The 7,254-nt window shown below is 62.6% G+C and carries 8 protein-coding genes and 1 pseudogene; 3 read left to right on the forward strand and 6 right to left on the reverse strand.

Going from position 1 to position 7,254, the window contains the following annotated elements; all coding sequences use genetic code 11:
- From ASG32_RS28190 to ASG32_RS28210, 5 genes and pseudogenes are all read right to left on the reverse strand, one after another.
- Positions 1-279 (reverse strand): annotated as a pseudogene (locus ASG32_RS28190) (catalase-peroxidase); the annotation flags it as partial.
- Positions 280-328: 49 nt separating this feature from the next.
- A complete protein-coding gene (locus tag ASG32_RS28195) occupies positions 329-610 on the reverse strand; it encodes a hypothetical protein (protein ID WP_056532895.1) in 282 nt (93 codons plus the stop codon).
- Between the two features lie 36 nt (positions 611-646).
- The gene (locus tag ASG32_RS28200; RefSeq protein WP_056532898.1) at positions 647-859 is read right to left on the reverse strand and encodes a twin-arginine translocase TatA/TatE family subunit; all 213 of its coding nucleotides are present in this window, start codon (positions 857-859) and stop codon (positions 647-649) included.
- A gap of 463 nt (positions 860-1,322) precedes the next feature.
- On the reverse strand, positions 1,323-1,601 hold the full coding sequence (locus tag ASG32_RS28205) for a hypothetical protein (RefSeq protein WP_056532901.1): 279 nt from the start codon (positions 1,599-1,601) through the stop codon (positions 1,323-1,325).
- Between the two features lie 110 nt (positions 1,602-1,711).
- Positions 1,712-1,915: a hypothetical protein gene (locus ASG32_RS28210; protein ID WP_244492268.1), complete on the reverse strand. Its 204-nt coding sequence runs from the start codon at positions 1,913-1,915 to the stop codon at positions 1,712-1,714.
- A gap of 450 nt (positions 1,916-2,365) precedes the next feature.
- Here ASG32_RS28210 and ASG32_RS35840 point away from each other — a divergent pair, with 450 nt between their 5' ends.
- The 3 genes from ASG32_RS35840 to ASG32_RS28220 all read left to right on the forward strand — a co-directional run bounded on the left by ASG32_RS35840 (position 2,366) and on the right by ASG32_RS28220 (position 5,414).
- The gene (locus tag ASG32_RS35840; protein ID WP_348271904.1) at positions 2,366-3,502 is read left to right on the forward strand and encodes a cyclic nucleotide-binding and patatin-like phospholipase domain-containing protein; all 1,137 of its coding nucleotides are present in this window, start codon (positions 2,366-2,368) and stop codon (positions 3,500-3,502) included.
- Positions 3,418-4,119, forward strand: a complete 702-nt coding sequence (locus ASG32_RS35845; RefSeq protein ID WP_348271905.1) for a patatin-like phospholipase family protein — start codon at positions 3,418-3,420, stop codon at positions 4,117-4,119. The genes ASG32_RS35840 and ASG32_RS35845 overlap by 85 nt, the downstream gene beginning before the upstream one ends.
- A gap of 338 nt (positions 4,120-4,457) precedes the next feature.
- Positions 4,458-5,414, forward strand: a complete 957-nt coding sequence (locus tag ASG32_RS28220; RefSeq protein WP_056532908.1) for an alpha/beta hydrolase — start codon at positions 4,458-4,460, stop codon at positions 5,412-5,414.
- A gap of 116 nt (positions 5,415-5,530) precedes the next feature.
- Here ASG32_RS28220 and ASG32_RS28225 read toward each other — a convergent pair whose 3' ends face one another.
- Positions 5,531-7,051: a cytochrome c peroxidase gene (locus tag ASG32_RS28225; RefSeq protein ID WP_056532910.1), complete on the reverse strand. Its 1,521-nt coding sequence runs from the start codon at positions 7,049-7,051 to the stop codon at positions 5,531-5,533.
- Positions 7,052-7,254 lie beyond the last annotated feature (203 nt).

Below are 7,254 nucleotides of genomic sequence, written 5' to 3' on the forward strand. Positions count from 1 at the left end.
CCACCACTCCACCGACGAGGTCAGGAACTGCTTGATGTCGCGCTTGAGCGCGTCGAAGTCGATCTTGGCGAACTCGGCCGCGTAGTCGAAATCCGGGCCGAGGGGATCGGCCGCCAGCCCGTTCTGGTGGAGCACTTCCACCCGCAGGCGATGGGGGTACCAGTTCTCCAGCGTCGGCCGGTTGCCGTGGGCGCCGCCGATCCGGTCGCCGCCGAACGGACACTTGCCCTCCATGTGAAACGACGTCGTGTCCGTCTTGTCGATCGTCATCTCGTGCATCCGACGGTCTCCTTCTGCAGCGCTGGGGCAGATGCGAAGAACAGTAAGATCAATCCTCGTCGATATCCGCAGGCGATCCCGGCGGCAGCGGGCCGCCGCCGAGGACGCCGGGGTCGCCGTAGTTGAAGGGCGGACCGTCCCAGCCGACGACGCCGTCCGGGTTGTCCGGCGTTACGTTCGGATCGATCGCGGGCGCACGATCACGGTTTAGGCGCTGCTCGATCCGTTGCGTGCGCTCGAGATCGCGTCGGATCGGAACGTCTTGGTCCTGGGCCACCGCATCAAGAGGGGTCGCGAACGCCATGAGTGCGCCTATAGCCAAGAGCTTCATTTTCGATAATCCTTGGATCTCGTTCCTCGCAGAATCTCACTCGTGTGAAGTAACGCGTGTTGCGTCGATCTTCGTGATCGCGGTGGCCTGTGTCACAGGAGCTGTATTCTCATCGTCAGCGAGACCTTTCTTGAACGACTTGATGCCTTTGGCCACGTCCTCCATGAGAGCGGAGATTTTGCCGCCGCCAAACAGCAGGAACACGAGGGCCATGACGATGGCCCAATGCCACATGCTCAAACTGCCCATGACAACTTCCTTTGCCTTCGGGTTCCCTAGGCCGCTCGGCGATGGGAATGATCGGTGACTAGGACACTTTAGGGCAGCACCAGATCCGGCAAATCATGTAAAAGTATAATTCGAGCACGGGCCGCAACCGTTATCTCAACGGATCGCTCGACCCACCCGTGGTTCGAAGCTATAGGCAGCCCAAGGCGGCAGGCCTTCCGGCTGCGAGGCGGTTGCCGAGCCGCTCCAGGTCGACGACCATCCGCTCGAGCGTTCGAGCTCCGATCTGTCCGGCTCCATCCCAAGCCACGACACGGTATCGGATCTGACGACCAGCCACGCCTGCAACCTCAGCCTCCGCCCGAACACGGTGTCCGACCGGGGCCGCCGCCGTATGTACTGCCGTGGCCCGCCCACGACGGACTGGTAGTCGATCTATCTACCTGGGGCCCCGCTGTGGAGCGCGAGTCGGCGGCCCTTCGCACTACTGGAGGACCTGCGGCACCGCCAAGCCGTTCTCGTCCAGCAGCTCTCGCAGTGCCTCGATGGTCCGAGGCGTCACGCCCGTCGACTCCGCCAGGACCAAGGCCCGCTCCCGCACCTCCACAATCTGCAACAGATCGCGTGCCTGCAGCAGGTCAATCAGAGCACGGGTAATGAACAGGTTCGCCTGCATCACTTCCATTGCCCCGCCGAGCGCCCTGAATGCCCGGGCGATTTCGGCGCGGTACCTCTCGATCTCCTGATTGTCAGAGTTCGCCATCGGTTTGCATTCCTCTGTCATCCGTCAATCGGTGGCGGATGCAGCCGGCCCTTCAATTACCCGGATTGGAGGCGGTCGCCATCACAGCATCCGTCGACGACCGGTGGCCACTATTTCGGCCCGCAGCCGATGCAGATGCCGTTTTCGATCTTGTCGTTCTCCAGTTCCATGCGGGAGCGGCGATCCGGGTTGTCGCGCCACGTCGGGCTCGCATCGCGGCTCGGGGGCTTCGTAACGCCGACAGCCGTCGTGTTGGGCGCGGTCTGCGTCGAGAGTGGACCAGCACCCGTTCCGGTCAGGTCCGCCTGCGCCATAGCGGGCACGGATGCGCCAAGGAGCATCAGAGCTGCGAGCGGGATTCGTTCCAAGTGCACTATAGGCCTCCATTTCGTTGATGTTGCGCGTTCCAAAGAGTGCAGCCGCGATAATCGATACACTCGAATGGAAGACGATCGGTGGAATGCAGAAGCGGGGTTAGACGGCGCCCCCTACGGAGCTTCCCGACGGCTGTCGAAAAGCCGGGCGTGCCTTCATCTTTGATAAAACCGCGCAATGCACACTGGCGGCCATGTCTTATACGAACCGGTAGGAGCTCCCTCGTATGCCGCACCTCACACATAGGCCTGGACTTAGAGCGTCCGGCTGCAGCTGCAATTATACCGAGGTATATCTGAGTTGCAGCCGTGGTTTGTTTGGTTATCTAATCTCCGAATGGATGCCGACGCGGTGAGCTTGTTCGTTCGATCCGTGCATCGGACCTCCGCATGACCCCGTTTGATATCCCCTTGCTCGAGGGCCTGGAATCCGACACGGCAGCTGCGATCCGCCGGCGGATGGTGTCCCTGACCGTTCGCGGCGGAGAGCGGATCTTCAGGCAAGGCGAGGACGGTGATGCGCTCTATACGATCGTGACCGGCAGCGTCGGCATCTCGGCGGTGGATCCTCGTACAGGCGTCGTCCGACGGATCGCACGGCTTCGCTTTCCCGAAACGTTTGGCGAGATGGCAGTCCTCGCAGCCGGACCGCGCTCGGCAACGGCCGACGCCCTGCGTGACACCCATCTACTCCGCCTGTGCCGGCATGACCTCCTAGACATCGTCGAGAGCCACCCCCGGACGTTGCGCTACCTGACCAAGCTTCTCGCCGAACGTCTGCGGACTGCCGACGAGGGACGCTTCTTCACCTATGCGCCACGAACCTTCGCCGTGCTGGCCGCGACCAGGGGGCCATGTGCAACCGAGTTCGGGCGCGCTCTGGCACGTACGTTCGACAAGCTCCTGCCGGGGGCGACAGGTTGCGTGGCCGAGTGGCCGGACGAAGCGGACCCGGACTGGTTGCATAGGATCGAGAAGGCGCATGCCCGCACGATCCTCGTCGAGACCGCCACGGATCGTCCGCGCAGTCGGCTCGTTCTCCACCAAGCCGAGCATGTGCTGCTTTTGGCAGAACCGGGCGAGCCTCTTCTGCCGGGACTGGCGGATGCCCTCGCGAACATCCCCTCTCCATGGATCCGACGAGATCTCGTCGTCCTGCAGAGCGGCGGGTCGACGCTGCCACGCTCCGTGCATCCGGAGGTCGATGGGCTACCGGTGTCGATGCGATTCCACCTACGGAGGAACGATGCCGGCGATCGGAACCGCTTGGCGCGGCTCGCGACCCGCTCCGCCCGAGGCCTGGTCCTGGGCGGCGGTGGCGTACGAGGCCTCGCCCATGTCGGAGCGCTCCAAGCGCTGGACGAGGCGGGCTACACGGTCGACTTCGTCGGCGGCACGAGCATGGAGCAGTGGTGGCCGCCAGTTTCGCCACCGGGTTCGGCGTGGAACGTGTACGTGACTGGGCATCGCGAGGCTTGGCCGGGCGTAATCCGATCAACGACTATACGTTGCCCTATGTCGCGCTGACCCGCGGTTCGAAGGTCGACGCGTGGCTGGAGGGGCACTTCGGTGATACGCGTATTGAGGATCTCTGGAAGCCGTTCTTTTGCGTGTCCTCCAACCTGACGACCGGCGAGATCATGGTCCATCGCAGCGGCAGGCTGACGGAGGCGCTGCGCGCCAGCGTCGCCATTCCAGGTCTGTTGCCGCCGGTCTGCACGGACGAGGGAATTCTCGTCGATGGCGGCATGATGAACAATCTGCCGGCCGACGTGATGGCAAATATGGAACGTGGGACGGTCCTGGCCATCGACGTCGGCAGCGATCTGGCCTTCCACGGCCTCCCGAAGCTAAGCTGGCGCGGGCGCCTGATGCGCCGCTGGCTTCGGATCCCAAGCGAGATGCCGGCTTTGACCCCGCTCCTGCTGCGCGCTGCGACAGTGTCGGGACATGCGCAGACCCTGATGGCGCTCGACCACGCCACGGTGGTGTTGAAGCCGCCGCTGGCTGGAATTGATCTGCGTGATTGGTCGAGCTTCGAGGCGGCCGCCGAACTCGGCTATCGGCATACGCGCGAGGCCATCGCGCGAGGCGCGCTGGACATGTGGCTGAACGAAACGAGCGAGGCCTCCAAGTCGCCTTGATAGGAATAATTTATCGACAGACGTCGGACCAATTTTATCGCAGACCGTTCGGAGCCGATATCATAGAATTCTATTATGTCGCCGGTCGAAATCGGCAGCCATAACGATCTATCGATGCCGGAAATCTGCTCCTCATAAATTCAACCGCGCCTGTAATTTGCAGAACAGCAGCCGACATATTGGAGACGTCGCGGCCATTAATCAGATTTGGATACGCCGTAAAGTGCCGGAAATCCCTAACGCCTGCTCGGCCCCGATATCAAATCATTCGGAAAGATACTTAAGACTATCACACAGACTTGACGTCGGACTGCATCGCTGATCGAGGATGGCTTAAGATGTCGGATTTTAGCTATGGCATCCGTGCAGTCAACGTAAACGGCGTCACGCTCCACGTGGTGGAACAAGGCGAAGGACCGGCCGTACTGTTTTGCCATGGCTTTCCGGATGGCTGGCGAGGGTGGCGACGGCAGATGCGCGCAGTCGCAGAGGCGGGATACCGGGCGATCGCTTTCGACATGCGCGGCTACGGCAATAGCTCGAGGCCCGACGGGGTGGCGCAGTACTCCTTGTTCACCGTGGCAGGAGATCTCGTTGGGCTTTGCAACGCTCTAAACCTCCGGCAGGCCCATCTCGTCGTCCACGACTTCGGCGCGCTCGTCGGCTGGCTCGCTGCTTTTCTCCGACCGGACCTGTTCGTCAGTGTCTTCGGGATCAACGTCCCGCCCACGAGCGTCACAGGCGGGAACATCCTGGCCCAACTGCGCGCGAAGGAGCTCACCGACTACTACATGTTCCGGTTCATCGCGTCGGAGGCCGATGCCGCATGGGCCAACGCGGCCGTCACGATCCCAGGGATGTTCTATTGGACTTCCGGACTTGCACCCACCGAGCAGAGCTTCGATCCCATGGATCCCAAGCGCAGTCCGACTCGACCATCTCCGGTGGGCATGCCCGCCTTCATCGATCCGGAAGACGGAAAAGCACTGGTGGCTGCTTTCGATCGCACCGGCTTCCGCAGCGCCCTCAACTATTATCGAGCCCTCGAACCGTTTTTTGACCAGTCCGGCTTTCTACAGGGTGCCGTGCTTCGCCAGCCGACCTTCCTGGTCGTCGGCGGTGCCGACGGAAACGTCAAATTTAGGAAGGTCACTCGAGAGATGCTCGAGCGGATCCTGACCGATCTGCGTGGGTTCGTTGAGCTCGATGGCATCGGGCATTGGCCGCAACTCGAGGCCGGCGATAGAGTCGATAAACTATTGATCGATTTTCTGAACAGTAATCCTCAGAGTTGACGCCTCTCGACTACCCCTTTCAGGATCATCTCAGTCTTTCTCGCGCATGATTCACGCGGGCAGGCCTCTCCGGTACATCTCCGGTTGAGAACAGCTTATCCCCCTTGGGACATGATCTATCTGCCAGGTCGCGTCGATGGTGACAGCGGCGACATGGTCGTCTCATAACCGTCGCTCAAGGTTCCGAGGAAGGCGACGACGTCGTCCTCCTGCGCGTTGCTCAGGCCGAGATTGCAGCAGTTCGTGCTGAGGTTCTCAGGGTTTTCAGGCGCCGGCCAGCACGACACGCCCTCCCCCGGATCCTTCCCTTCGCAGCGAGGAAGGGCATCGCGGGTGTTGTAGAAGTGAACCACTGCCTTCAGGCTCTTGAAGTAGCCGTTGTGCATGTAAGCCTTCACGAAGTCGGGCCGCGGACGCTTGTCGACGTTCCGCAGCGTCATCACCCGCATCCGCCCGTCGAAATGCGGTGCGAGCGCCTTCCAGGCTTCGTTCGCCGCCTCCGGGCTCCGCAAGAAGTCGCCGACTCCCTTGTCCACGAATGCCTCACCCTGCGGATTGGACACGTAGCCGAACGCGTCGGGACCGGTCTCGTGGTAGAAGAACAGGTCGGGGTTTCGCGGCACGCCAAGGTTGGCCGTCGTGTTGTCGGTGAAGAGCGGGTGACGATCGCCTGGCGGATCGACGTGGCAGTCCTTGCACTTCGCCTGACCGTTGAACAGCTCGTAGCCGCGCCGCTCCGCGTCCGTGAGTTGAGCCGTCCCGGCGAGGAAGGCGTCAAACTTCGACGAGAACCCGCTCACCTCGGGCGAGCCCTCGTAGGCGGCGATCGCTTCCGCCATCTGGTCGAACGTCGATTGGACGCGTGCCCGGTCTTCCGGACGCAGATCCACGACCAACGGCGTGTTGTTGGGTCCCGGCGTCTCCGAACCGATCGCCGTGGCGGGAGCATTGTTCGGTTCTTTGCAGATCGTCTCGACGTCGGACGGCCACGCGATCCCGAACGACCGCGGCCCCCACACAGTCTCGAAGATTTTTCTATAGGGCCTCTGCGAGATCCGATGGACGACGCAGGCCGGATCGCGGAGGGCCATCTCCGTCGGATTCAAAGGCGAGCCCTGCGCCTGCATGGCGGTCGGACTGCGCAGCCGGAGCCCAGTCGCGCGCAGATCCCAGAAGTTGCCGCCGATGAAGCAGTGGCTGCACTTCGCCTCGCCGGGCTTGTCCGCGTAGAACAGCGGCGGCGAGAAGGCGGCGTAGGCGGTGCTGGGCGGTTTGCGCAGACTGAACCTTGACCGGACCGACCCGGGCTGGGCGACGCCGCCCAGATTGATGCTCTCAATGGCGCCCTGGAAGCCAGTCTGCGGCATGTGGCAGAAGGCGCAGGCTTCGTTGCGGTTGACGGACAGGTTCTTGTCGAAGAACAGCATTTTACCGAGCGCGGGCAACTGCTGGGAACTGCCCGCCAGCAGCGACGGGATTGCCGCGATCGCCTCCTCCTCGATGGCGTCCACCTGCCGCTCGACCTCGGCGATCGACTCCTGCAGCGGCTTGCTCTCTCGCTCCTGAGCGGCGCTAGGCGCGCATGATAGGAAGTATAGGAAGTCGCCCGTTCCCGCCGCGAAGATGATCGGGAGCATAGCCAGTTGCCACCGGCGACGGATCATTCCAAGCTTCCTTTGACGTCGAGACCCGTACAGGTTCGCCGACGCGCCAAACCGGCGGCGCGTCGGCGATGCGTGTCCTAGTGCACTGACTCAGACAGATGGTTCAGGGGATCGGCTGACGGCGGCGAGGATGTCGGTAGCCGGCTTGGTCCAGACGAAGGGTTTGGCGCTCCGGT

The organism is Methylobacterium sp. Leaf361, assembly GCF_001424445.1.
Taxonomy (GTDB): Bacteria; Pseudomonadota; Alphaproteobacteria; order Rhizobiales; family Beijerinckiaceae; genus Methylobacterium.

Bases quoted from the DNA above. Each gene is read 5' to 3' on its own strand.
- ASG32_RS28195 (WP_056532895.1), bottom strand. From the start codon at position 610: ATGAAGCTCTTGGCTATAGGCGCACTCATGGCGTTCGCGACCCCTCTT.
- ASG32_RS28200 (WP_056532898.1), bottom strand. From the start codon at position 859: ATGGGCAGTTTGAGCATGTGGCATTGGGCCATCGTCATGGCCCTCGTG.
- ASG32_RS28205 (WP_056532901.1), bottom strand. From the start codon at position 1,601: ATGGCGAACTCTGACAATCAGGAGATCGAGAGGTACCGCGCCGAAATC.
- ASG32_RS28210 (WP_244492268.1), bottom strand. From the start codon at position 1,915: ATGGCGCAGGCGGACCTGACCGGAACGGGTGCTGGTCCACTCTCGACG.
- ASG32_RS35840 (WP_348271904.1), top strand. From the start codon at position 2,366: ATGACCCCGTTTGATATCCCCTTGCTCGAGGGCCTGGAATCCGACACG.
- ASG32_RS28220 (WP_056532908.1), top strand. From the start codon at position 4,458: ATGTCGGATTTTAGCTATGGCATCCGTGCAGTCAACGTAAACGGCGTC.
- ASG32_RS28225 (WP_056532910.1), bottom strand. From the start codon at position 7,051: ATGCTCCCGATCATCTTCGCGGCGGGAACGGGCGACTTCCTATACTTC.